The sequence below is a fragment of the Streptomyces sp. NPDC055966 genome (assembly GCF_042269865.1).
Lineage (GTDB): Bacteria > Actinomycetota > Actinomycetes > Streptomycetales > Streptomycetaceae > Streptomyces.
The window spans coordinates 120,122-143,445 of sequence record NZ_JBHJYK010000022.1 but is presented as its reverse complement, the minus strand read 5'-3'; the positions used below and the strand labels follow the sequence as shown (position 1 = coordinate 143,445).

17 protein-coding genes, 1 pseudogene and 1 riboswitch are annotated in these 23,324 nt (G+C 71.8%); of the genes and pseudogenes, 8 read left to right on the top strand and 10 right to left on the bottom strand.

All coding sequences use genetic code 11. From position 1 onward, the window contains the following. Window position 1 precedes the first annotated feature (1 nt). Both ACFC8N_RS37400 and nuoN read left to right on the top strand, forming a co-directional pair. Window positions 2-1,573, top strand: a complete 1,572-nt coding sequence (locus ACFC8N_RS37400) for an NADH-quinone oxidoreductase subunit M (protein ID WP_356027565.1) — start codon at window positions 2-4, stop codon at window positions 1,571-1,573. After that, a complete protein-coding gene (gene nuoN / locus ACFC8N_RS37395) occupies window positions 1,570-3,219 on the top strand; it encodes an NADH-quinone oxidoreductase subunit NuoN (RefSeq protein ID WP_376293491.1) in 1,650 nt (549 codons plus the stop codon). The genes ACFC8N_RS37400 and nuoN overlap by 4 nt, the downstream gene beginning before the upstream one ends. A 45-nt stretch (window positions 3,220-3,264) precedes the next feature. Here nuoN and ACFC8N_RS37390 read toward each other — a convergent pair. Then, a pseudogene (locus ACFC8N_RS37390) lies at window positions 3,265-3,526 on the bottom strand (hypothetical protein); the annotation flags it as partial. A 163-nt stretch (window positions 3,527-3,689) separates the two neighbouring features. On the opposite strand from ACFC8N_RS37390, the gene recQ reads away from it, so the two are divergent. Then, the gene (gene recQ / locus ACFC8N_RS37385; protein ID WP_376293489.1) at window positions 3,690-5,696 is read left to right on the top strand and encodes a DNA helicase RecQ; all 2,007 of its coding nucleotides are present in this window, start codon (window positions 3,690-3,692) and stop codon (window positions 5,694-5,696) included. Window positions 5,697-5,744: 48 nt separating this feature from the next. On the opposite strand, the gene ACFC8N_RS37380 is transcribed toward recQ, so the two are convergent. The 8 genes from ACFC8N_RS37380 to fahA all read right to left on the bottom strand — a co-directional run bounded on the left by ACFC8N_RS37380 (window position 5,745) and on the right by fahA (window position 15,619). Then, the gene (locus ACFC8N_RS37380) at window positions 5,745-8,510 is read right to left on the bottom strand and encodes a fumarate reductase/succinate dehydrogenase flavoprotein subunit (protein ID WP_376293486.1); all 2,766 of its coding nucleotides are present in this window, start codon (window positions 8,508-8,510) and stop codon (window positions 5,745-5,747) included. 11 nt (window positions 8,511-8,521) lie between these two features. Next, on the bottom strand, window positions 8,522-9,313 hold the full coding sequence (locus tag ACFC8N_RS37375) for an ABC transporter ATP-binding protein (protein ID WP_376293483.1): 792 nt from the start codon (window positions 9,311-9,313) through the stop codon (window positions 8,522-8,524). Beyond that, a complete protein-coding gene (locus tag ACFC8N_RS37370) occupies window positions 9,297-10,211 on the bottom strand; it encodes an ABC transporter permease (protein WP_376293481.1) in 915 nt (304 codons plus the stop codon). Before ACFC8N_RS37370 ends, ACFC8N_RS37375 begins: the two co-directional genes overlap by 17 nt. After that, window positions 10,208-11,551: an ABC transporter substrate-binding protein gene (locus tag ACFC8N_RS37365; protein ID WP_376293478.1), complete on the bottom strand. Its 1,344-nt coding sequence runs from the start codon at window positions 11,549-11,551 to the stop codon at window positions 10,208-10,210. The genes ACFC8N_RS37370 and ACFC8N_RS37365 overlap by 4 nt, the downstream gene beginning before the upstream one ends. Window positions 11,552-11,565: 14 nt before the next feature. Next, window positions 11,566-11,793 carry a ferredoxin family protein gene (locus ACFC8N_RS37360; RefSeq protein ID WP_010986276.1) on the bottom strand — a complete coding sequence of 76 codons (228 nt, stop codon included), beginning with the start codon at window positions 11,791-11,793 and terminating at the stop codon, window positions 11,566-11,568. Between the two features lie 48 nt (window positions 11,794-11,841). Beyond that, window positions 11,842-12,630, bottom strand: a complete 789-nt coding sequence (locus ACFC8N_RS37355) for a GntR family transcriptional regulator (RefSeq protein WP_356027552.1) — start codon at window positions 12,628-12,630, stop codon at window positions 11,842-11,844. Window positions 12,631-12,762: 132 nt separating this feature from the next. Beyond that, window positions 12,763-13,701, bottom strand: a complete 939-nt coding sequence (locus ACFC8N_RS37350) for a M56 family metallopeptidase (RefSeq protein WP_356027549.1) — start codon at window positions 13,699-13,701, stop codon at window positions 12,763-12,765. A gap of 700 nt (window positions 13,702-14,401) precedes the next feature. Beyond that, window positions 14,402-15,619 (bottom strand): fumarylacetoacetase, encoded by a 1,218-nt coding sequence (gene fahA / locus ACFC8N_RS37345; protein ID WP_376293474.1) that lies wholly within the window; start codon window positions 15,617-15,619, stop codon window positions 14,402-14,404. A 305-nt stretch (window positions 15,620-15,924) separates the two neighbouring features. On the opposite strand from fahA, the gene ACFC8N_RS37340 reads away from it, so the two are divergent. From ACFC8N_RS37340 to ACFC8N_RS37330, 3 genes are all read left to right on the top strand, one after another. Continuing rightward, window positions 15,925-17,169: an ATP-grasp domain-containing protein gene (locus ACFC8N_RS37340; RefSeq protein WP_376293513.1), complete on the top strand. Its 1,245-nt coding sequence runs from the start codon at window positions 15,925-15,927 to the stop codon at window positions 17,167-17,169. A gap of 54 nt (window positions 17,170-17,223) precedes the next feature. Further along, on the top strand, window positions 17,224-18,462 hold the full coding sequence (locus tag ACFC8N_RS37335; protein ID WP_356027545.1) for an FAD-dependent oxidoreductase: 1,239 nt from the start codon (window positions 17,224-17,226) through the stop codon (window positions 18,460-18,462). 152 nt (window positions 18,463-18,614) lie between these two features. Next, window positions 18,615-19,421, top strand: coding sequence for an HAD family hydrolase (locus ACFC8N_RS37330; protein ID WP_376293472.1), 807 nt, complete (start codon window positions 18,615-18,617; stop codon window positions 19,419-19,421). A gap of 8 nt (window positions 19,422-19,429) precedes the next feature. Here the strand turns inward: ACFC8N_RS37330 and ACFC8N_RS37325 are convergent, their stop codons facing one another. After that, window positions 19,430-19,933, bottom strand: a complete 504-nt coding sequence (locus ACFC8N_RS37325; protein ID WP_376293469.1) for a transglycosylase SLT domain-containing protein — start codon at window positions 19,931-19,933, stop codon at window positions 19,430-19,432. 4 nt (window positions 19,934-19,937) lie between these two features. Continuing rightward, window positions 19,938-20,118, bottom strand: a riboswitch (cyclic di-AMP (ydaO/yuaA leader). A gap of 614 nt (window positions 20,119-20,732) precedes the next feature. Here ACFC8N_RS37325 and ACFC8N_RS37320 point away from each other — a divergent pair. Next, entirely contained in the window at window positions 20,733-21,743 is a 1,011-nt protein-coding gene (locus ACFC8N_RS37320) for a polyprenyl synthetase family protein (RefSeq protein WP_356027538.1), read from the top strand. Between the two features lie 341 nt (window positions 21,744-22,084). Next, a complete protein-coding gene (locus tag ACFC8N_RS37315) occupies window positions 22,085-23,293 on the top strand; it encodes an outer membrane lipoprotein carrier protein LolA (protein WP_376293468.1) in 1,209 nt (402 codons plus the stop codon). Window positions 23,294-23,324: the final 31 nt, after the last annotated feature.

Sequence of the window (23,324 nt, the reverse complement as noted above, 5' to 3'; positions counted from 1 at the left end):
GATGTCCTTTCCTCTGCTGACAGCGACGGCGGCGCTCCCGGCCGTGGGAGCCGTCGCCACGGCCGCCGTACCGGCCGCGCGGCGTACCGCCGCCAAGTGGCTGGCGCTGCTCGTCTCGCTCGCCACACTCGCCCTGGCCATCACGATCCTGGTCCGCTTCGACCCGGGCGGCGCCCGCTACCAGCTCACCGAGTCCCACGCCTGGATCGCGGACTTCGGGGTGCGGTACGAGCTGGGCGTGGACGGCATCGCGGTGGCGCTGGTCGCGCTGACCGCCCTGTTGATCCCGTTCATCGTCCTCGCCGGCTGGAACGACGCCGACCCGCTGGAGACGGGAAGCCGGCGCTGGCGGCCCACACAGGGCTTCTTCGCGCTGATCCTCGCCGTCGAGGCGATGGTGATCATCTCGTTCGAGGCCACCGACGTCTTCGTCTTCTACATCTTCTTCGAAGCCATGCTCATCCCGATGTACTTCCTCATCGGCGGCTTCGGCGACCGCGCCCACGCACAGGGCGAGGCGGCGGCTTCGACGCAACGGTCGTACGCGGCCGTGAAGTTCCTCCTCTACAACCTCGTCGGCGGCCTGATCATGCTCGCCGCGGTGATCGGCCTCTACGTCGTCGCCGGGAGCTTCAGCCTCGCCGACATCGCGCACGCGCGCGCGACGGGCTCGCTGCACATGGCGACCAGCACCGAACGCTGGCTGTTCCTCGGCTTCTTCTTCGCCTTCGCGGTGAAGGCGCCGCTGTGGCCGCTGCACACCTGGCTGCCCAACGCCATGCAGGAGGCCACCGCCCCGGTCGCCGTCCTGATCACCGCGGTCGTCGACAAGGTGGGCACCTTCGCGATGCTCCGCTTCTGCCTCCAGCTGTTCCCGGAGGCGTCGAAGTGGGCGACGCCCGTCATCCTCGTCCTGTCCCTGATCAGCATCGTCTACGGCGCACTGCTCGCCGTCGGGCAGCGGGACATCAAGCGCCTGGTGGCGTACGCGTCGATCTCGCACTTCGGCTTCATCATCATGGGCATCTTCGCGATGACCAGCCAGGGCCAGTCCGGCGCCACGCTCTACATGGTCAACCACGGCATCTCCACAGCCGCGTTGATGCTGGTCGCCGGGTTCCTCATCTCCCGGCGCGGCTCGCGGCTCATCGCCGACTACGGCGGGGTGCAGAAGGTCGCCCCGGTACTCGCCGGCACGTTCCTGATCGGCAGCCTGGCCACCCTCTCCCTGCCCGGCCTCGCACCGTTCGTGAGCGAATTCCTCGTCCTGGTCGGCACGTTCACGCGCTACCCGGCGATCGGCGTCATCGCCACCTTCGGCATCGTCCTCGCCGCGCTCTACACCCTCGTGCTGTACCAGCGGACGATGACGGGCCCGGTGAAGCCCGCGGTCTCGGCGATGCCCGACCTCCGCGCGCGCGAGCTGATGGTGGTCGCCCCGCTGATCGTGCTGCTGATCTTCCTGGGCGTCTACCCGAAGCCCGTCACGGACATCGTCAACCCGGCGGTCAAACAGACCATGTCCGACGTACACAAGACCGACCCCAAGCCCTCGGTGGAGGCGGCCAAGTGAGCACAGCAGCCGTCCACAGCCTGTGGACAACCGCGGCCGATCCGATCGCTAAGATCCCGACGCCGAAGATCGAATACGGACAATTGTCGCCGACGCTGATCGTCGTCGGTGCCGCGCTGGTCGGCGTGCTGATCGAGGCGTTCGTCCCGCGCAAGTCCCGTTACTACGCCCAGGTGTTCGTGTCCGTCGTCGCCCTGTGCGCCGCGTTCGCCGCGGTGGTCGGGCTCGCGGCCGACGGCTACGGCACCACCAAGGCGCACATCGCGGCCATGGGCGCGATCGCCGTCGACGGACCGGCCCTGTTCCTCCAGGGCACGATCCTGCTGGCCGGACTGGTCGCCCTGTTCACCTTCGCCGAGCGCCGCCTGGACCCGGCCGCGCACGGCAGCCGCGTCGACTCCTTCGCCGCACAGGCCGCCGCGGTGCCGGGCAGCGACGGCGAGAAGGCGGCGGTGAAGGCGGGCTTCACCACGACAGAGGTCTTCCCGCTGTTGCTGTTCGCCATCGCGGGCATGCTGGTCTTCCCCTCGGCCAACGACCTGCTGACGCTGTTCGTGGCCCTGGAGGTCTTCTCCCTGCCGCTGTACCTGCTGTGCGCGCTGGCCCGCCGCAAGCGGCTGATGTCGCAGGAAGCCGCGGTCAAGTACTTCCTGCTCGGCGCGTTCGCCTCGGCGTTCACCCTGTTCGGCATCGCCCTGCTCTACGGCTACGCGGGCTCGGTGTCGTACGCGCGCATCGCGCAGGTCGTCGACGGCACGGTCACCAACGTCGACCCGGCACTCGCCAACACCATGGGCAACGACGCCCTGCTGCTCATGGGCGGTGCCATGATCGTGATGGGTCTGCTGTTCAAGGTGGGCGCGGTGCCGTTCCACATGTGGACGCCCGACGTCTACCAGGGCGCGCCGACCCCGGTGACGGGCTTCATGGCGGCGGCGACGAAGGTGGCCGCGTTCGGCGCGCTGCTGCGCCTGCTGTACGTCGTCCTGCCGGGCATGCGCTGGGACTGGCGGCCGGTCATGTGGGCGGTGGCGATCGTCACCATGCTGGGCGGTGCGATCGTCGCGATCACCCAGACCGACATCAAGCGCCTCCTGGCGTACTCCTCGATCGCACACGCCGGATTCATCCTCGCGGGTGTCATCGCCACCTCGAAGGACGGTGTCTCGTCCGTCCTCTTCTACCTGGCCGGCTACTCCTTCGTGACGATCGGCGCCTTCGCGGTGGTCACGCTGGTGCGCGATGCGGGCGGCGAGGCCGCCCACCTGTCCAAGTGGGCGGGGCTGGGCCGCCGCTCCCCCCTGGTGGCAGCCGTCTTCGCGGTCTTCCTCCTCGCCTTCGCCGGCATCCCGCTGACCTCCGGCTTCGCCGGAAAGTTCGCCGTGTTCAAGGCGGCGGCGGCCGGCGGCGCGGCCCCGCTGGTCGTCATCGGTGTGATCTCCTCGGCGATCGCCGCGTTCTTCTACATCCGCGTGATCGTCCTGATGTTCTTCAGCGAACCGCGCCCGGACGGCCCGACGGTGGCCGTCCCGTCCCCGCTGACCATGGCCGCGATCGGCCTGGGCGTGGCGGTGACCCTGGTGCTCGGCGTGGCCCCGCAGTACTTCCTGAACCTGGCGAGCCAGGCGGGAGTCTTCGTGCGCTGACGCTCTGCTTGTACATGCCGCGGCCCGGCACCCCTCATGAGGCGGGTGCCGGGCCGCGGTGCCGGTGCAGGCGCCGGTCGTCGGTTCCAGTTCGAAGACGTGTACAGCGGCCCGGCCGTCCTCGTTCTCGACCCGCCAGCAGTGGGGGATCTCACGCGGGCGTACTTGACGGGTTTGGTCTCGCGCACCGCGTCGATCAGCCGCGTGCGGGGCGGAAGGTCCGGAAGGGAGTCCAGATCGTCGGCCGTCCATCCGCCTTCGCGAGGAACGGGCCAGGGGGTGCCGAAGTCTCGACGGCAACGTTCATGTGTGCTCCCGCGGCGGAGACCGGATGGTTGCGTCAGGTTAGCGGCAGTCACGCAGGAGAATGGAGTGAGCCTGTGGATAACTCCGTGGCTGTCGGTGCGGCCCCCTATCGTGGAGGCAGCGGTCGGGATACGACACACGGGGGACCGGCGGGGGACAGGACCATGAAAGCGACGGGCGGGATCAGCGAGATGCCACAGGTGACCGAGGGGCCGGGCGCGGCCGACAGCGAGGCGCTGGCCACGCTGCACCGGATCTTCGGATACGAGGCTTTCCGCGGCGAGCAGGAAGCGATCATCGAGCATGTGGTGGCCGGCGGCGACGCCCTCGTCCTCATGCCGACCGGCGGCGGCAAGTCGCTCTGCTACCAGATCCCCGCCCTGGTCAGACCCGGTACAGGCGTGGTGATCTCCCCACTGATCGCCCTGATGCAGGACCAGGTCGACGCCCTGCGCGCCCTCGGTGTGCGCGCCGGCTTCATGAACTCCACGCAGGACTTCGACGAGCGCCGCCTGGTCGAGGCCGAGTTCCTGTCCGGCGAGCTGGACCTGCTCTACCTGGCCCCGGAGCGGCTGCGTCTGGACACCACGCTCGACCTTCTCTCGCGCGGCAAGATCTCCGTCTTCGCGATCGACGAGGCGCACTGCGTGTCCCAGTGGGGCCACGACTTCCGCCCTGACTACCTCGCGCTGTCCCTCCTCGGCGAGCGCTGGCCGGACGTCCCGCGGATCGCCCTCACCGCCACGGCGACCCGCGCCACCCACCAGGAGATCACCCAACGGCTGAACCTGCCGACGGCCCGCCACTTCGTCGCCAGCTTCGACCGGCCCAACATCCAGTACCGGATCGTGCCCAAGGCCGACCCGAAGAAGCAGCTGCTCGCCTTCCTTCGGCAGGAGCACACGGGCGACGCGGGCATCGTGTACTGCCTGTCACGCAACTCGGTGGAGCGGACGGCGGAGTTCCTGGCCGCCAACGGCATCGAGGCGGTGCCCTACCACGCGGGCCTGGACGCGGGCGTGCGCGCCGCCCACCAGTCCCGGTTCCTGCGCGAGGACGGCCTGATCGTCGTGGCGACCATCGCCTTCGGCATGGGCATCGACAAGCCGGACGTACGGTTCGTCGCCCACCTGGACCTGCCCAAGTCGATCGAGGGCTACTACCAGGAGACGGGCCGCGCGGGCCGCGACGGACAACCGTCCACGGCGTGGATGGCCTACGGCCTGAACGACGTCATACAGCAGCGCAAGCTGATCCAGTCCGGCGAGGGCGACGACGCCTTCCGCCGCCGTGCCTCCGCCCACCTCGACGCGATGCTCGCGCTGTGCGAGACGGCCCAGTGCCGCCGCGGCCAGCTGCTCGCCTACTTCGGCCAGGACCCCGATCCGGCGGGCTGCGGCAACTGCGACACCTGCCTGACCCCGCCGGAGACCTGGGACGGCACGATCGCCGCGCAGAAGGTGCTGTCGACCGTGGTACGGCTCCAGCGCGAGCGCGGGCAGAAGTTCGGCGCCGTGCAGATCGTCGACATCCTGCTCGGCAAGCGCACCGGCAAGGTCATCCAGTTCGACCATGACCAGCTGTCCGTCTTCGGTATCGGTACGGACCTCACCGAGGCCGAGTGGCGGGGCGCCATCCGCCAGATGCTGGCCCAGGGGCTGCTGGCGGTCGAGGGGGAGTACGGCACGCTGGTGCTCACCGAGGAGAGCGGCTCGGTGCTGCGGCAGGAGCGGGAGGTGCCGCTGCGCAAGGAGCCGAAGAAGCCGGCCGTGGCCCGGTCGCGGTCGGCGGGCGCGTCCGGCGGCAGCAAGGCCAAGGCCGCCGCGGCCGAACTGCCCGACGAGCTGCTGCCCGCCTTCGAGGCCCTGCGCGCCTGGCGCACCGAACAGGCCCGCGAGCAGGGTGTCCCGCCGTACATCGTCTTCAACGACGCCACCCTGCGCGCCATCGTCACCCTGAATCCCACCTCGGTGCGCGAGCTGGGCACGGTGAGCGGCGTCGGCGAGAAGAAGCTGGCCACGTACGGGGAGGGCGTACTGGCGGTGCTGGCTTCCCTGGACGATCCGGCGGGTCCGACGGGCGCGGGGGGCTCGGCTCCGGCCGTCGGTGCCGTGCAGGACGCCGACTGGCCGGAGCCCGACGAGGAGCCGGAGCCCGACGACTGGATCTAGCGGGCCGAGCAGGTCGAGCAGGTCGGCCTGAGGAGACGCGGGGGATCGTCACAGCCCCCGTGCCGCGTAGGCCCTGACGTCCGCGTCCGAGTCGGTCGCGGCCGTGGCGAGAGCCGCGCGGGCCTGTGCCGTGCCCCGATGCCGCGTCAGGGCCAGGACGGCCGCCTTGCGTACGTCGGCATTGGCGTCGCCCAGGGCCTCGGCCAGCGCGGGTACGGCCGCGTCGGCGGTCGCGGCCGACAGCGCGGTGGCGGCGCCGGAGCGGACCTGCCAGGCCGGGTCGGACAGGGCGGCCACGGCCCGGGCGGCGAGCGGCGCCGGGCAGCCGGTGCCGGCCAGCGCGCCGAGCGCGGCGCCGCGCACCAGGGCATCGGTGTCCTCCGTCAGCCGGTCCAGGGTGGCCCTGAGCAGCTGCTGGTCGGCTTCCGCCGACGCCGCCGGGGCGACGGCGGCCAGCGCCCTGGCCACCGTGACCCGGACCTCCCGGGAGGGATCGTCCGCGGCACCGGCAAGCGGGCGGACGGCGTCGACGGAGACCAGCGCCCGTACGGCCTCGGTGCGGACGGCGATGTCGGGGTCGTCCAGTGCCGCAGCGAACACACCGGCTCGGCCGAGCCGCAGGGCGCGCAGCACATCGAGCGCGGCGGCCCGGACCACGGGGTCGGCCTGGTCGAGCGCACCGGTGAGGGCGCCGCCCAGGGCGGGGTCGGGCGGCAGGGTCTCGACGAGCTCGCGCAGGGAGGCCGCGGCGGCCGCGCGGACCCCGGCGTCGGGGTCGGCGAGCGCACCGGCCAGGGCCAGCCCACCGCCGGACGGCACGGTCTCGGTGAGCACCGCGACGGCCGTACGGCGCACAGCGGGGTCGGAGTCCGTCAAGTAGGGCTCCAGAGCGGCGAGTTCCGGCTCCGCCTCGGCCAGCTCCAGCAGCTGGAGGAGTCGGGGCGAGGCGGAGCCGTGGGCGCCGGCCCGCGCGCCGGAGGCAGCGGCGCGTGCGGGGGCCGGTCCCGCGGCGACCGGTGTCGCCTCGCGCGGACCGGCCGTCGCCACGTGCTCGGGGCGGACCTCACCGATCCGCCGGGAGGGACCGCCGACGGGCGCGAACTCCTCGACCGGGACCAGATAGGGAGCCACGGGACGGGCCGTGAACTCCATCGCACCAGAGGGGGACTTGTGCAGATCGAGATGGTGGAACCAGGAGGCGTCGTCCCGTCCGGGATGGTCGAGACGGTCGTGGTAGAGACCCCAGCGGGACTCGGTGCGGGCGAGGGAGGCGCGGGCGGCCATCTCGGCGCAGTCGCGGATGAAGGTGACCTCGGCGCAGCGCATCAGCTCGTGCGGGGTACGGGCGCCCATGGCGGCGATGTCGGCGCGCATCCGCTCGAAGGCCTCCAGGGCGAGGGAGAGCCGCGCGCCGGACTTCGGCGGTGCCACGTAGTCGTTCACGAAGCGGCGCAGCTTGTACTCGACCTGGCGCTGCGGCGGGCCGTCCGGGTTGCGCAGCGGACGGTAGATCAGCTCGTGCGCCTCGCGCACCTGGTCCGCGGGAAGCTCCCCGGCGTACGCGGTGTACTGTGCGGCGTCCGCGCCCGCGAGGTCGCCGAAGACGAAGGCGCCGATCATGTAGTTGTGCGGGACGCAGGCGAGGTCACCGGCGGCGTACAGGCCGGGGACGGTCGTGCGGGCGTGGTCGTCGACGCGGACGCCGGAGGCGGAGTGGCCGCCGCACAGGCCGATCTCGGAGATGTGCATCTCGACGTCGTGGGTGCGGTAGTCGTGCCCGCGCCCGGCGTGGAAGGTGCCCCGGGTGGGGCGCTCTGTGGAGTGCAGGATCGACTCCAGCGCGGACACCGACTCCTCGGGGAGATGGCTGAGCTTGAGGTAGACCGGGCCGCGGTCACCGGCGACCTCGGCGGCGAACTCGGCCATCATCTGCCCGGACCAGTAGTCGGAGTCGACGAACCGCTCCCCGTGCCGGTTGACCTGGTAGCCGCCGAAGGGGTTGGCGACGTAGGCGCAGGCGGGCCCGTTGTAGTCCTTGATGAGCGGGTTGATCTGGAAGCACTCGATGCCGGTCAGCTCGGCGCCCGCGTGGTAGGCCATGGCGTATCCGTCACCGGCGTTGGTGGGGTTCTCGTAGGTGCCGTACAGGTAGCCGGAGGCGGGCAGCCCGAGCCGGCCGCAGGCGCCGGTCGCGAGGATGACCGCCCCCGCGCGGACGGTGACGAAGGCGCCGGTACGGGTGTGGAAGCCGGCGGCGCCCACGGCCCGCCCGCCCGCCGTGAGCACCCGGACCGGCATCACCCGGTTCTCGATGCGGATCCGCTCCCGCATCTCGCGCCGCCGCAGCTGTCGGTAGAGGACCTTTTTGACGTCCTTGCCCTCTGGCATCGGCAGTACGTACGAGCCGGAGCGATGCACCTGGCGCACCGCGTACTCACCGTGCTCGTCCTTCTCGAACTTGACGCCGTACGACTCCAGCCGCTGCACCATCGCGAAACCTCGGGTGGCGGTCTGGCGGACGGTGGACTGGTCGACGATGCCGTCGTTGGCGCGGGTGATCTCGGCGACGTAGTCGTCGGGTTCGGCGCGGCCCGGGACAACCGCGTTGTTGACGCCGTCCATGCCCATGGCGAGCGCGCCGGAGTGACGGACGTGGGCCTTCTCCAGCAGCAGGACGTCGGCGCCGCGCTCGGCGGCGGTCAGCGCGGCCATGGTGCCGGCGGTGCCACCGCCGATGACGAGGACGTCGCAGGTCAGCTCCTCGGCGTCGGTGACGGCGGGGATCTCCGGGAGGGTGGGCGCGGGGGTGGTCACCGGGGTGCCTTTCAGGAGCCGAGCGAGGTCAGGATGTCGCGGCGCAGGGCCACACGGGCGGGAGCGTCCACAGCCCCGCGGTCGCGGGGGCCCGGGACGTCGCGCACGGCCACCACCCGGCCGGAGCCGAGGAGGGCCACGCGGTCGCCGAGGAAGAGGGCCTCGTCCACGTCGTGCGTGACGAAGACGACGGTCGCGCCCGTGCCGCGGAGCACCTCCACCAGCAGGTCCTGCATGCCGGAGCGGGTCTGGGCGTCCAGGGCGCCGAAGGGCTCGTCCATCAGGACCGCGCGTGGACTGTCGGCGAGCGCGCGAGCCAACTGGGCGCGCTGGCGCTGCCCGCCGGACACGCGGTGCGGCAACTGCCCCGCCTGCGCGCTGAGTCCGACGCGTTCGAGCCAGGACTCGGCCCGGGCACGGCGTTCACCGCGCGGTACGCCGCTGATGGCGAGCGGCAGTTCGACGTTCCCCCGCAAGGTGCGCCAGGGCAGCAGCGCGTCCTCCTGGAAGACCAGCGCGCGGTCGGCCGACGGCCCGGTCAGGGGACTGCCTTCCGCTTCGGCCGTGCCGCCCAGCACGGGCAGCAGCCCGGCGAGCGTGCGCAGCAGCGTGGACTTGCCGCAGCCCGAGGGGCCGACGACGGTGAGGATCTCGCCGGGATCGACGTCCAGGTCGACCTCGGACAGCACCGGCGCGTCCGGCCGCCCGAGCACGGCGGAACGGAACGTGAGCCGGGTACCACGTGCGCTCCCCGGCGCCGGCGTGGTGACGGGAGCGGTGACGGTCTCAGACGAGGTGGTCATCGCGGGCCTCCTCGGTGTCCTGGTGGTCCTGCTGCTCGGGCTGGGCGTGCTGCTCGGGATCGCGGCCGCCGCGAACGGGGACGACAGCGGGCCGGGCCGCGCGGGTGCGGCCGCCGGGGACGTACGAGGTTCGGGGCAGCCAGCGGGTCAGACGCCGGCCGAGGAGCTCCACGGCCGTGGAGGTCACCCAGCCGAGAACGCCGATGGTGACCATGCCGACGAAGACACCCGGGTAGTTCACCACCGTGTAGTCCTGCCAGGTGCGGTAACCGACCCCGTACTGGCCGGAGATCATCTCGGCGGAGATCACGCAGATCCACGACACGCCGATACCGACCGACAGCCCGCCGAAGATCCCGGGCAGCGCGCCCGGCAGCACCACCGACGCGAGGATCCGCAGTCGGCGACCGCCCATGGTGCGCACCGCCTCCTCCCAGACGGGGGTGAGCGCGCGGACCGCGTGCCGGGTGGAGACCAGCACGGGGAAATAGGCAGCGGTGCAGGTGATGAAGACAATGCCCTGCTCGTTGGAGGGGAAGAGGAGGATCGCGACCGGGACGAGGGCGATCGCCGGGATCGGGCGGATCACCTCCAGGACCGGACCGAGCAGATCCTCGGCGAGCCGCGAGCGGGCCACCAGCACGCCTGTCGCCACGCCGAGGACGGCGGCCAGGGCGAAGCCGGTGAGGATCCGGGTGAGGCTGTCGGCGAGGTCGGTCCAGTAGTCGTCACCGGAGAGCCGGCCGGCGAAGGCACGGGCCACGTCGGTGGCGGTCGGGAACTGCGAGAAGCGCAGCCACAGGTCGACCTTCAGGCCGGTCAGCAGCTGCCACAGGCCGAGGAAGGCCGCCAGGGAGGCGGTGCGCAGCGCATATCGCGTCAGGGGCCGGCGGGTCATGAGGCCCGCTCCAGGGCCTCGCGGTACGACACGGTGCGAGCGCCGCCGTGGGCGGCGACGTAGGCCTGCGCGGTGTCCGGGGTGACGAAGGGCAGCAATCGGTCGCCGTCGGCCACCCAGACCGCCTTGTCGGCGAACCAGAGCGTGCCGGTGGTGGCGTCGGGCACGTAGGCGGCACGGATGCCGTCCTGGTGCCCGGCCACGTAGGCCAGCAGCGCTCTCGGGGACTTCAAGGTGAGGGTCTTGTCGCTGTTCCTGGCCCACACCTCGCTCGCGGCCGGCGCGGGCGCGGCGGTGAGCCGCTGTGCGTAGGAGGTGCCGAGGGCCTTCTTCACGTACTGGTCGTCGACGAAGGAGTCCACGTCGATGTCGCCGGTCAGCTTGGCGGCCTTCAGCACGGACACGTCCTGCTTCAGCGCGGAGACGAGCTGGGGCTTGACGGCCGGGTCGAAGGTGGCGATGCCGTGGGCGCCGTTGTAGAGGTAGACCACCTCGGCGGGCAGGCCCGTGGCCCGGGCGACTTTTTCGGCGGCGGTGACGGGGTGGGCGTTGAGGTAGTCCGTCGCCTCGGCCTGGGCCTTGAGGAAGGCCTCCAGGACGGCGGGATGCCGCCGGGCGAAGTCCTCGCGGGCGGTCACACCGTGGAAGGTGGGCAGGTTCAGCTGGGCGCCGTCGTACAAGGCCTTCGCCTTGCCCTGGTAGGCGAGCAGCCCGGGCCAGGCGACGAACTGCGACAGGGCGTCCACGCTGCCGGAGGCCAGCGCCGAGGCGCCCACAGCGGGTTGCTGGTTGAGCTTGGAGATGCCTTTGTCCGGGTCGATGCCGGCGCGTTGAAGGGCACGTACGAGCGTGCCGTCGGCGGCGGAGCCGATGCTCGTGGAGACCGTCTTGCCCTTCAGGTCCGTCAGCGAGGCCAGCTTCGCATCAGGGGCGGTGACTACGGTGTTGAGGCCGCCGCGCAGGTTGTAGCCGGTGACCGAGACCAGGTGCGTGGGGCGGCCGAGCTGCTTGCCGCGGGCCGCGTTGAGCAGGAGCGGGAAGTCGCCCATCGAGCCGATGTCGATCTTCCCGGCGGTCATCTGGGCGGTGATCGGGGCGCCTGTGGCGTAGTCCTGCCAGTCGACCTTGTAGGTGTGGCCGTCGTGCAGGGAGTCGAGCTGCTGCTCGAAGTAGCCGAGGGAGCGCAGCAGGGTTCCCGCGGTGACGGTGTTGATGGTCTTGGACTGGTAGCCGACGGTCACGGTGACCGTGGAGCCGCTGCCCGCCTCGGCGCTGCCGCCGCAGGCGGACAGGGGGAGCAGGAGTGCGGCGGCGGACAAGGCAACTGCCGTGCGTTTCATGGGGGTTGTACCTCTCACCGGAGCAGGTAGGGCATGTTGACCGTGACGGCTCCGGTGGGACAGCGGGCCGCGCACGGGCCGCAGTACCAGCACTCGTCGACGTGCATGTACGCCTTGCCGTTGCTCTCGTCGATGGCGAGGGAGTCCAGCGGGCACATGTCCACGCAGAGGGTGCAGCCGTCGATGCACTTCGACTCGTCGATGGTGACGGGCACGTCGGCCCGCTGGGGCGCCAAGGGCATGGCTGTCTCCAGGAAACGTGCAGGCAGGGTGAGGTACGGCGGCCTTTGCTATGACCGGTGGAGCAGGCCGCTCATGGTGATGCGGTCGCCGCGGAAGCGGATGAACTCCAGGTCGACGGGGCGTCCGTCGGCGAGGTGGGTGAGGCGTTCCAGCATCAGTACGGCGCCGCCGCGCGGGGCCTGGAGCACGGCGGCGGAGTGGGCGTCCGCGTTCACCGCCTCCAGGGTGATCTCGGCGTGGCCGAGGCGCTGGCCGGTGATGGCTTCCAGAAGGCGGAAGACATCGGTGTTCTCCAGGTCGGCGCCGAGCAGGGCGGTGCCGATGTCGAGCGGGATGTAGGTCAGGTCGAGGGAGAGGGGGAGGCCGTTCAGGCGGCGCAGGCGCTCGATGTAGAGCACGTCGGCGCCGGCCGGTACGCCGAGGCGGTCGGCGACCGGGGCGGGTGCGGGAGCGGGGCCCATGGTGCGGACCTCGTTGGTGACGCGGCCGTGTTCGCGGAGGGTTTCCGCGAGGCCCAGCAGACGGTCGAGCCCGTGCGGGTACTTCCGGGCGACGATCACGGTGCCGACCCCCGGCTGCCGCTCCACCAGCCCTTCGGCCCGGAGCAGATCCAGGGCTTGGCGGACGGTGTTGCGGGAGGCGCGGTAGTCGGCGGCGAGGATCGACTCGTGGGGGAGGGGGCCGTCCTGGAAGGCGCCGGTGAGGAGCTGGTGGCGCAGCAGGTCGGCGAGCTGCCGGGCCCGGTCCGCACGCAGCCGGCGACGTGCGCGGTGGGCTGCGACGGTGGTCGCGGCGCCCTGACCGGCGTGGTCGCGGGGGCGGTCGGTGGGTGGCATGGCTGGAACCATACCGATGTGGTGGGGAAAGGCGTGTTGCCGCAGTGTTGCGCCAGGTGAGGGGATGTTGGATACACCGCTGAGCTGCGGTTCTCGCTCAGCGGGCGGGAAGATCTGCCACCGGCGGGCCTGTCAGGACAGCGCCGTCAGCCCCGGGGCGAACGTGATCAGGAGGGGCAGCAGCGGCACCAGGGCGGCCACCGTCGTCGTCAGGGCCCGGTGTCGGCGCAGCAGCCGCGGCGGGGGCTCCAGGAGGCGGTCCACGCGCTCGCCCAGCAGGCGGCGGCTGGAGTCGCAGGAGAGGACACCCCGATGCTGGTTCAGCTCGATCAGCGCGAGGGCCGTGGTGAGGTGTCCGCAGCGGCGGGACGCCGTGTCGTCGGCGGCCAGCTCGACCAGGCGGTGCGTCTGGTCGCAGAAGTGGGCGAAGAGCGGCACGCGCGGGAAGCCCGTGGCGAGCGCGGTGGACAGGTGCAGCAGCCAGTCGTGGTGGGCACGCGCGTGCCCGCGTTCGTGTGTGAGGACGGCGTCCAGCTGATGGTCGGTGAGGCGTTGCAGCGCGCCCGTGGTGACGACCAGCTGTGGCGGGTGGCCCGGCATCCACCAGGCGTCCGGGTACTCGTCCTCCAGCACGAGCATCGGGCCCCGCGCCGCAGGCAGTCCGGCCGGCAGGTCGGGGGCTCGTTCGCGCAGTTGTGCGCGAGCCTGGCCGCGGCTGCGGCGGGCCTCGACGATCTCCCGGGCCAGCATCGCCGTCGTCCACGCGGCCCCGCAGGCCAGCAGCAGGGTGAGGGCGGTGGCCCACACCGGTGTGGCGGACAGGTCGTACGCGGCGGTGACGGAGGGCGGCGCGGGGGCGAACACGCGGTCGCGGACGGTGTGGAAGACGGCCGCCGTGCCCAGGACCAGCGCGGCCAGACAGCACAACAGGACGGTGGCGACCAGGCACTGCCACACCCACAGCGCGACCACGGGTTCCCGCTCGGGCCAGGCGGCACGGGTCAGCGCGCGCGGTGCCGGCAGCGCGGACGTCAGGGCGACGACGCTCAGCAGGAGCAGGCAGACGGTCATGCCGGGGCTCCGGTTCCTGGTCGGAGAGGGGCGCGGGTGCGGGTGGTGCGGGGCGATGGGCCGGGGGCGCGTCGCATGGTGCGTTGTCCGCCCAGTATGCCGGGGAGGAGCGGTGAGAGGCAGGTCTCGGCAGTGATCTGTCCCGCGCTCCCTGCCGCATCGTTCCGTCGCGTCCGGCTCGGCCGGCCTCCGGGGGCGGAAGCCCTGCGTCTCCCGCTTCCGCACGGCCCGCCGCACCGCCTCCAGCACGTCGTCCGGCCCGAATCCCGGCGCGGGCGTCCAGGCCGCGAAGTCCCTCGTACCGTCGGCGAGTTCCGCCGTCTCGCGGTGTCGGGCGCCCGGCGGCGGTGGAGCGACCGGCGTCCCCGCGCCGCGCCGGGTGCGGACCAGCGACGCCGCCTCCGGCTCGCGGCACGCGCGCGCCATGGGGCCCGCCGCCGTAGCGTCGGCAGTCGTTCGCCCTCCGGCGGTCGCCCGCTGCCAGCCCGGGCGGCGAGCCGGGCGCGGATCCGTCCGAAGTCACCAGCGCGACCGGGGACAGCGGCACCGGGACCGCGGTGGACACGGTGCCCGCGGTCCCGTCGCAGGTCACGGTCGGTTGGCGGCCCGGCCGGTCCAGGCCGTCCGGCGGGGCCGCCGCGCCGGACGTCGCCGGCACGCGCCGCCACGCACGCACGCGCGCGCGTGGCGACCGCGTGGCTCACGCCGATACGACGCGGCCGCTGACCTCCCCCAGCCCGACCCGGCGTCCGTCCGGGCCGGGGGCCCACGCGGACAGCGTCACCACGTCGCCGTCCTCCAGGAAGGCCCGCTTGCCGTCGGGGAGTTCGAGGGGCTCGCGGCCGTTCCAGGTCAGCTCCAGGAGGGAGCCGCGCTGGCGTTCCTCGGGACCGCTCACCGTGCCCGAGCCGTACAGGTCGCCGGTGCGCAGCGAGGCGCCGTTCACCGTCATGTGGGCGAGTTGCTGGGCAGCGGTCCAGTACATGGTCGAGAACGGCGGCTCGGAGACCACATGGCCGTTGATCGCGACGGAGATCCGCAGGTCGTAGCCGCCCGGCTCGATGCCCGGCGCCGCGTCGTCCAGATAGGGCAGCAGGGGGTGCGTGCGCTCCGGTGCGGCCACGCGCGCGTGCTCCAGCGCGTCCAGCGGGGTGATCCATGCGGACACCGAGGTGGCGAAGGACTTGCCGAGGAACGGGCCGAGGGGGACGTACTCCCAGGCCTGGATGTCCCGCGCGGACCAGTCGTTCAGCAGGCAGAGGCCGAAGACGTGCTCCCGGAAGTCGCCGAGTGCGACCGGGCTGCCCAGTGCGGACGGGACGCCCACGACGAAGCCGACCTCGGCCTCGATGTCCAGCCGGACCGACGGGCCGAACACGGGCACCGGGTCGTCCGGGCCCTTGCGCTGCCCCGAGGGCCGTACGACGTCCGTGCCCGAGACGACGACCGTGCCGGAGCGGCCGTGGTAACCGATCGGCAGATGCTTCCAGTTGGGAGTGAGGGAGTCCGCGGCGTCCGGGCGGAAGATCTGGCCGACGTTCCTCGCGTGGTTCTCCGAGGCGTAGAAGTCGACGTAGTCCGCGACCTCGAAGGGCAGGTGCAGGGTCACCTCGGACAAGGGGCGGAACAGCGGTTCCACGGCCTCGCGGTGCGCGGGGTCCGTGACCCAGGCCGTGACGGCGTCCCGTACCTCCGACCACGTCGCGCGGCCGGCGCCCATGAGGGCGTTGAGGGTGGGGCGGGCGAGCAGCGCCTGGTGCGGTGAGCCGAGGGCGGCGGCCGCCGCGCCCGCGTCGAGGACGTGGTCCCCGAGCCGGACGCCGACCCTCCGCTCCGTGCTGCCGGAGGGCGAGAACACGCCATAGGGAAGGTTGTGCGGGCCGAAGGGGTCGCCCTCGGGGACGTCGAAGGGGGGCATGGGGTGCTGCCTCACTCTCATCCGGGCCATGCATGGCGATGCGTTCCATGTGGTCGCGCCACACGTTACGGCCGTGACGCATGTCTTGGGCAGAGCCCCGAGGCGTGCCCCGGTGCACGTCCCGCCAGGTGCCCCGAAGGTTGCCCGCACGATACCTAAAGGGTTCGCAATGTCCGAATAGGCTCCGAATAGGCCTTGTCGGAGTGGGCAATTCCGGCTTAGCGTCCTTTGGGGACACGGACGGGCTGGATCCGTTCCGTTTGGGGGGACACGTGGGGGGACCCGTGGCCGGAGACGCCGTCAGTGTGCCGTTCGAGGCCGACCGTGACGTGCCGGGGCTGATCGTCAAGTTCGGCGATTATCCGCTGCACCACGGCGGTGTCGGCGCCATTCGCAGTCTGGGCCGCCTCGGCGTGCCCATGTACGCCATCACCGAGGATCCGTACACGCCGGCGGCGTCCTCGCGCTATCTGAAGAAGGCGTTCGTGTGGCCGACGACCGGCGCGGAGGACCCGAGCCACCTGGTCGACGGGCTGCTGCGCGTCGGCCGTCGCATCGGCCGCCCGACCGTCCTGATACCGACCGACGAAGAGGCCGCCGTCCTGATCGCCGAGCACCAGGACGAGCTGGCCGGATCTTTTCTCTTCCCGAGGGTCGAGCCGGGGCTGCCGCGCCGGCTCGCCAGCAAACAGGGACTGCACGAACTGTGCGTCGAGCACGGCATCGCCAGCCCGTCGGCCGCGTTCCCGGAGTCGTACGACGACATCGTCGCCTTCGCGGACACGGCCCGCTTCCCGGTGGTGGCCAAGAACCGCGAGGCGTTCGTACGGCGGCGCCGGCCCGCCGTGAACGGCACCACACGGATCGCCACCCGGGAGGGCCTGCTCGCCCTGGCCCGCGACTGGGGCGACGAGCCGGGCGTGATCCTCCAGGAGTACCTCCCGCGCGAGGAGGCCGAGGACTGGATCGTGCACGCCTGCTTCGGCCCCGACTCCACCCCGCTCACGCTGTTCACCGGCGTCAAGGTCCGCTCGTGGCCGCCGCACGCCGGGATGACGGCGAACGCCTACGTCGTCGACAACCCGGAACTCGCCGACCTCGCCGCGCGTTTCATCAAACAGATCGGCTTCAGCGGCATCATCGACCTCGACCTGCGCTTCGACCGGCGCGACGGACAGTACAAACTCCTGGACTTCAACCCCCGCATGGGCGCCCAGTTCCGGCTCTTCGAGAACGAGTCGGGGGTGGACGTGGTCCGCGCCCTGCACCTGCACCTGACCGGCCGCGCCGTACCGGAGGGGGAACAGCGCGCCGGCCACCGCTACGTCGTGGAGAACATCGACCTGCCCGCCCTCCTCGCCTACCGCCGCAGCGGCTACACGACGCCGCACGCACCGGCGAAGGCGAGCGGGACGGAGCTGGCCTGGTTCGCGGGTGACGACCCGCTGCCGTTCCTCACGATGCTCGCCCGCTTCGTGCGCCCGGGCGCGAAGCACCTGTATCAGCTGTGGCGGACCAACCGCCGCGGCGGCAACACCTCCACGAAGTAGGCCAAGCCACCAAGACGAGCAAGAGTGGCGCACCGTGTCCTGGGGAGGGACTTCGTGACTCGACCGGTTGCAGTCATCGGGGCCGGGCCGTTCGGCCTGTCCACCGCCGCCCATCTCCGCGCGCGCGGCATCCCTGTCCGCGTCTTCGGCGACCCCATGGTCAGCTGGCGCGCCCACATGCCCGAGGGCATGCTCCTGAAGTCGACACCCGCCGCGTCGAGCCTGGACTGCCCGCAGCCCGGCCACACCCTCGCCGACTACTGCGACGCGGCCGGCATCCGCCGCCTGGTGGCTGACGAGGACATCATCCCGGTGGAGACCTTCGTCGCCTACGGCGAGTGGTTCCAGCAGAAGCTGCTGCCCGGCCTGGAGCGGGTGCGGGTCGTGTCCGTCGACCGTGACGCGCGCGGCGGCTTCGAACTCAAGCTGGACTCGGGAGAGCTGTGCACCGCGCGCGCGGTCGTCGTCGCCACCGGCCTGTCCGGCCTCGCCCACCTTCCGCCGGAACTCGCGGGCGCGGCACCCGACGGGCCTTCCGCCACCGGACCGCTCTCGCACAGCTCCCAGCACCACGACCTCGGGCGGTTCGCCGGCCGGGAGCTGATCGTCGTCGGCGCCGGCCAGTCCGCGCTGGAGACGGCCGCGCTCGCCGCCGAAGCCGGCGCACGCGTGCGCGTGGTCGCGCGCGGCCGCGGCCGGGTCGCCTTCGGCGCCCCGCCCTGGGAGCAGCCGAGGCTGCGCCCCGCATCCCCCTTCGGCCGCGCCTGGTCGCTGTGGGCGCTCAGCTACTACCCGCACCCCTACCGCCACCTGCCCGAGGCCGCCCGTCACTACCTGGTCCGCCGCGTCCTCGGACCGCTCGGCGCCTGGTGGCTGCGCGAGCGGTTCGACAGCGCCGTACAGGTGCAGGAAGTCGAGCGGATCGTCCGCGCGGAGGCGTCGGACGGCAGCCCCGTCCTCACCGTCCGCACGTTCTCCCGCTCCCGAACCGGCCCGCGCGGGCAGACCCCTGCCGACGGCGTGGAACGGCTCGCCGCCGACCACGTCATCGCGGCCACCGGCTACCGCGTCGACATCGCGGCGATGGACTTCCTCGGCCACGGCCTGCGCACCCGGCTGGCCGTGAGCCGCGGCGCGCCGAGGCTCGGCCCCGGCTGCGTCTCCTCCGTCCCCGGCCTGTACTTCACCGGCCTGCCGGCGGCGGCGTCGTACGGCCCGGTGATGCGCTTCGTGTGCGGCACGGAGTTCGCCTCGCCGCGACTGGCGAAGCACCTGGCGGCGGCCCACGGCTGACGAAGCGGCCGCATCCGGGGACGGCGACGGCATACAGGGGACCCCGACAGTGTCATCAGGCCGACGGCGGGCGCCACTTGGGGGTGATGAGCACGTAAGTACGCAGTACGGCAAGGTGAGTCGGACAGGCCCCGCGTCCGTATTCTCTGATCATGGCAGCCGCATACGCACTGATCGCCACTGACCTGGACGGCACGCTGCTGCGGGGCGACGACACGGTCTCCGACCGGTCGCTCGCCGCGCTCGCGCGGGCGGCGCGGGCCGGTGCCCGGCATCTGGTGGTGACGGGCCGTCCGGCCCCTCGGGTACGGCCGCTGCTCGCGCGCCTCGGCTGCGCGGGGCTCGCGGTGTGCGGACAGGGCGCGCAGGTCTACGACGCCGGGGGCGGGCGCCTGCTCTGGTCGGTCCGGCTGCACCGGGAACTGGCCGAGGAGGCGCTCGGCAAGATCGAGGCCGAGGTGGGGCAGGTCTACGCGGCCGTCGACCAGGACGGCGTCGACGGGCTCACGCTCATCGAGCCCGGCTACCGGATGCCGCACCCGACCCTGCCCTCGGTGCGGGTCGACCGGCGCGACGACCTGTGGCACAAGCCCATCAGCAAGGTGCTGCTGCGCCATGCCGCCCTGTCCGACGACGAGTTGGCGGCCGTCGCGCGCGCGGTGGTGGGTTCGCTCGCGACGGTCACCATGTCGGGGCCGGGGACCGTGGAGCTCCAGCCGTCCGGGGTGACCAAGGCGACCGGGCTGGCGCTCGCCGCGGAGCGGCTCGGCGTCGGTGCCCGACAGGCGCTGGCCTTCGGGGACATGCCCAACGACATCCCGATGTTCGACTGGGCCGGGCACGGGGTCGCCATGGCCGGCGCGCATCCCGAACTGAAGGCGGTGGCCGACGAGATCACCATGTCGAACGAGGACGACGGCGTCGCCGTCGTCCTCGAAAGACTGTTTCCGACCGGCTGACCGGTGTCTCAGTACGCGCTGTGGACGTTGTCGATCGAGCCGTAGCGCGCGGCGGCGTAGTTGCAGGCCGCGGTGATGTTCGCGACCGGGTCGTACGGGTCGAACGCGGTGCCGGTCACGTGGTAGGCCCGGAAGGTCGGGTCGATGACCTGGAGCAGGCCCTTGGACGGGATGCCGGCGGCGGCGTTGGAGTCCCAGTTGTTGATGGCCAGCGGGTTGCCGGAGGACTCCCGCATGATGTTGCGGAAGATGCCGTTGTAGGAGCCGGGGATGCCCTTCTGGGCCATGATCGAGAGGGACTCGCGGATCCAGCCGTCGAGGGTGTTCGTGTACCCGGACGTGTGGACGAGGGACGTGGTCGCGGCGGCCGTCGAGGGCGTGCTGGTGGCGGCGGAGGCGCTGGTGGCGCCGATGAGCGGCATCGCGAGGACGGCGGCACCGGTGCCGGCGACGGCGAGGGTGCGCATGAGACGGCTGGTGCGGGTACGGCTGTGCTGAGCGGCAGCAGACATGGGGAGTTCCTCTCCGGCGCCTGCGAGGTGAGCTGTCGGGTTCGGGCGGGGAGGTGCCCGGCCGTGCCTTCGCGAGAAGGCGCGGCTTCACCCCTAGCCGTTCCGGTGCGACGTGTGCCGACCGGTCCGGCGACTTACCTGGGTCCCCCGCTCCTGCCGTACGAATGAGTTCGCGGATGGTTGTGCGGGCGGCGGCAGGATTCGGCGTCCGCCCAGCGAGCCGGAACGTATGCGAGAGCACATGTCGGGAACAAGTGCCGGAATCACACAACGTCCTGTTTGACCTTGAACTGCACCCTATGTGGTGCTTGATCCTTTGCGGTTGCCAACCCTCAACTCGCGCGCCGGGCAAGGAGAACGGGCGGTTCGGCGGCCGGTGTGCGGACATGGGCGTCCGTGACCCAACTCACGAAGTATCAAATAGTCATAAAGGGGACATAGCGGATTTCAGGGACTCGCGCTCGGAGTGGCGCCGGTCGTGAAGGGGGACGTGGAAAGGGGGGTGGGCGAGGGATGGGGTGAGGGGTGGGTGTGAGATGGCCCGCGGGTGAGGGTGGAGCCGTTACTCCGCTCGCCCCTCGGTTCGCGACAAAGCGCAAGGTGTCCTGTTAAGTCGATGAATGTCCGTTCTTACCATCTGATCGAAAACAAAGCGGCCATGATCCAATAGCGCCCGGGCCGGACCGGTGGGCGCTATCGGTGATCGAAACAGGACCGGATACGCTGACTTGAGTGATGGCAGCGACCTATCGACAAACCGTGTAATCGCCAGCAGACACCAGCAGACAGGAGACCCCTCGTGACCGTCGTCGGGCCGTTCGGGCTGAGCGTGCGGGACCAGGCTCTCGAAGCCGATGTCCAGGCCGGATTGGCGGCTGTCGAGGAAGGCTTGCTCGAGGCCACCAAGAGCGAGGTCCCGTTCATCACGGAGGCCGCGCAGCACCTCGTACGGGCCGGCGGGAAGCGGTTCCGGCCGCTGCTCGTGATGCTCGCGGCGCAGTTCGGCGACCGCTACGCGCCGGGCATCGTGCCGTCGGCCGTCGTCGTGGAGCTGACCCACCTCGCCACGCTGTACCACGACGACGTCATGGACGAGGCGGCCGTGCGGCGCGGTGTGGACAGCGCCAACACCCGCTGGGGCAACTCCGTCGCGGTCCTCACCGGCGACTTCCTCTTCGCCCGTGCCTCCCAGATCCTCGCCGACCTCGGGCCCGAGGCGGTCCGGGTGCAGGCCCTCGCGTTCGAGCGGCTGGTCACGGGCCAGATCCTGGAGACCGCGGGCCCCTCGGACGGCCGCGACCCGGTCGAGCACTACCTGGACGTGCTCGGCGGCAAGACCGGCTCGCTGGTGGCGGTCTCGTGCCGGTTCGGCGCGATGATGTCGGGCGCCGACGAGACGGTCGTCGACGTCCTCACCCAGTACGGCGAGCGGCTCGGCGTCGCCTTCCAGCTCGCCGACGACGTCCTGGACATCGCCTCCGACTCGCACGAGTCCGGCAAGACCCCGGGCACCGACCTGCGCGAGGGCATCCCGACGCTGCCCGTACTCCGGCTGCGCGAGCGCGCGGCCCGGCTGGGGCTGCCCGAGGACCTCGCGCTGTGCGAGCTGTTGGACTCCGACCTCACCGACGACGCCCGGCACGCCGAGGCCCTGACCGCGCTGCGCGCGCACCCCGCGCTGGAGCAGGCCCGCCGCGACACCGTGCGTTATGCCGAGGAGGCCCGGGCCGCGCTGTCGCCGCTGCGGGACTGCGACGCCAAGGCGGCTCTGGTGGAGCTGTGCGACGCGGTGGTGCACCGCGCGGGCTGAGGCCCCGGGCCACCCACGACGGCGTGCCGGCCCGCGACGGCCTACCGGCTCGTCCCCGCTGACAGTGGCTGACGTGTCCGCGATATGGCACACGGCCGTACGGCGCCCTTCGGCATCCGTGCGACCGGGCCCGGCCCCTAGGGGTCCCGGTGGTCGCCGCCCCTACGTGTCATACCGCAGGCGTACACGGAGTTGGCTCCGTGGTCTGACGCTTCCTCATGGCCGATTTGGTGAGATGGGGAACACGGACATCACCACTCCTCACCGATTCGGGTGAGAATGGCGGCTCAGGGTGGACCAGCGTGAGGAAAGCCGCCGCCGACGACGGAGGTAAGGCACACATGGCACCGTACGAATCCGATGACGCGGTGGACGTCGCGCGGGACGAGAACCCGCACGCCGGACGCCGCAAGGCCGCGCGTTACGCGGTCCCGGTCGCGGTGGTGGGCGTGGCGGCGGCCACGATCGGGCTGGTCCCGGCGCTCGCCGCCTCGGGCGACCCGGACCTGCCCAAGATCACCGCGAAGCAGCTCATCGACAAGATCGCCAAGTCGGACGTGCAGCAGCTGTCCGGCACGGTGAAGATCAGCACCGACCTCGGCCTGCCGAACCTCGGCGGCCTGGAGAGCAGCCTGGCCTCCGGGGCCGGCAAGGGCGCCGGCGCCGGCTCCTCCGCCGACCCGCAGGCCAAGCTCACCGAGCTGGTCTCCGGCACGCACACGCTGCGCGTCGCCGCCGACGGCCCGGACAAGCAGAAGATCTCGCTGCTGGAGAGCGGCTCCGAGTACAGCCTCATCCACGACGGCACGAACGTCTGGGGCTACGACAGCAAGACCAACTCCGTCTCCCACAGCACCTCCCCCGAGACGGGCAAGGACCGCAGGGCCGAGCAGCCGCCGGCCACGCCGAAGGACTTCGCCGACCAGGCGCTGAAGGCGGTGGACGGCACCACGTCCGTCACCGTCGACGGCACCGAGCAGGTCGCCGGCCGCGCCGCCTACAAGCTGCTGATCAAGCCGCGCCAGTCGGGCACCACGGTCGGCGCGATCAGCATCGCGGTCGACGCGAAGACGGGCATGCCGCTGAAGTTCACGCTGACCCCGAAGAGCGGCGGCGCCGCCGTCGTCGACGCGGGCTTCACCGAGGTCTCCTTCGCCAGGCCGGCCGCCTCCACGTTCACCTTCACCCCGCCCAAGGGCGCGAAGGTGACGGAGCAGAAGAAGGGCGCCACGGCCCGGGAGCACGACGGGTTCAAGCCCGGCGGGGGCTTCGCCCAGGGCCACGACAAGGGCACTGTCATCGGCAAGGGCTGGACGTCCGTCGCCACGTTCGACACGGGCGCCAAGGGCGGCCTGCCGAGCGGCGGTTCCAAGGCCGGCGACCTCAGCGGCTTCCTTGGCTCGCTCGGCGACAAGGTCTCGGGCAAGTTCGGCAAGGGCACGGTCTTCTCCACCCGCCTGGTCAACGTCCTGATGACCGACGACGGCAAGGTCTACGCCGGCGCGGTGACGAAGGACGCCCTGGTGAAGGCGGCGAACGAAGGAAAGTGACCCTGTCCGGGCACTACGGACCGTGATCGTG

Excerpts from the sequence above, each read along its gene's own strand:
- fahA (WP_376293474.1), bottom strand. The coding sequence starts at position 15,619 with ATGCCCCCCTTCGACGTCCCCGAGGGCGACCCCTTCGGCCCGCACAAC.
- ACFC8N_RS37360 (WP_010986276.1), bottom strand. The coding sequence starts at position 11,793 with ATGCCCTTGGCGCCCCAGCGGGCCGACGTGCCCGTCACCATCGACGAG.
- ACFC8N_RS37330 (WP_376293472.1), top strand. The coding sequence starts at position 18,615 with ATGGCAGCCGCATACGCACTGATCGCCACTGACCTGGACGGCACGCTG.
- ACFC8N_RS37355 (WP_356027552.1), bottom strand. The coding sequence starts at position 12,630 with ATGCCACCCACCGACCGCCCCCGCGACCACGCCGGTCAGGGCGCCGCG.
- ACFC8N_RS37350 (WP_356027549.1), bottom strand. The coding sequence starts at position 13,701 with ATGACCGTCTGCCTGCTCCTGCTGAGCGTCGTCGCCCTGACGTCCGCG.
- ACFC8N_RS37375 (WP_376293483.1), bottom strand. The coding sequence starts at position 9,313 with ATGACCACCTCGTCTGAGACCGTCACCGCTCCCGTCACCACGCCGGCG.
- ACFC8N_RS37365 (WP_376293478.1), bottom strand. The coding sequence starts at position 11,551 with ATGAAACGCACGGCAGTTGCCTTGTCCGCCGCCGCACTCCTGCTCCCC.
- recQ (WP_376293489.1), top strand. The coding sequence starts at position 3,690 with ATGAAAGCGACGGGCGGGATCAGCGAGATGCCACAGGTGACCGAGGGG.
- ACFC8N_RS37370 (WP_376293481.1), bottom strand. The coding sequence starts at position 10,211 with ATGACCCGCCGGCCCCTGACGCGATATGCGCTGCGCACCGCCTCCCTG.
- ACFC8N_RS37315 (WP_376293468.1), top strand. The coding sequence starts at position 22,085 with ATGGCACCGTACGAATCCGATGACGCGGTGGACGTCGCGCGGGACGAG.
- ACFC8N_RS37400 (WP_356027565.1), top strand. The coding sequence starts at position 2 with ATGTCCTTTCCTCTGCTGACAGCGACGGCGGCGCTCCCGGCCGTGGGA.
- ACFC8N_RS37325 (WP_376293469.1), bottom strand. The coding sequence starts at position 19,933 with ATGTCTGCTGCCGCTCAGCACAGCCGTACCCGCACCAGCCGTCTCATG.